This window comes from Ensifer sp. ENS09, from assembly GCF_014852425.1.
Lineage (GTDB): Bacteria > Pseudomonadota > Alphaproteobacteria > Rhizobiales > Rhizobiaceae > Ensifer.
Genome location: NZ_JACVBP010000027.1, coordinates 1 through 303, shown reverse-complemented (window position 1 = coordinate 303; position 303 = coordinate 1). Strand labels below are relative to the sequence as shown.

Sequence of the window (303 nt, the reverse complement as noted above, 5' to 3'; positions counted from 1 at the left end):
TTGTGTATGATGGGCAATCTTTGAGCTATGGCGAGCTCAATGCGCGGGCCAATCGCCTCGCGCACTACCTGATCGACGCCGGGGTCAAGCCGGATACTCGCGTCGGGATTTGCGTGGAGCGTAGTCCAGCAATGGTGGTGGGCTTGCTGGCGATCCTCAAGGCTGGCGGCGCCTATGTTCCATTGGATCCAAGCTATCCCAGTGAGCGCCTAGGGCAGATCCTGGCGGACGCAACTCCATTGCTGCTACTTTGCGACGCGGTCGGTCGGGGGGTGCTCAGGATACTGGAGGATGACAGTCGTG

Annotated in this window: 1 protein-coding gene; it reads left to right on the top strand. The window is 60.4% G+C overall.

Annotation, left to right across the window (positions count from 1 at the left end):
- Positions 1–303: AMP-binding protein (locus tag IB267_RS33075; protein ID WP_192451594.1), on the top strand; the 303-nt coding region annotated here is incomplete at both ends.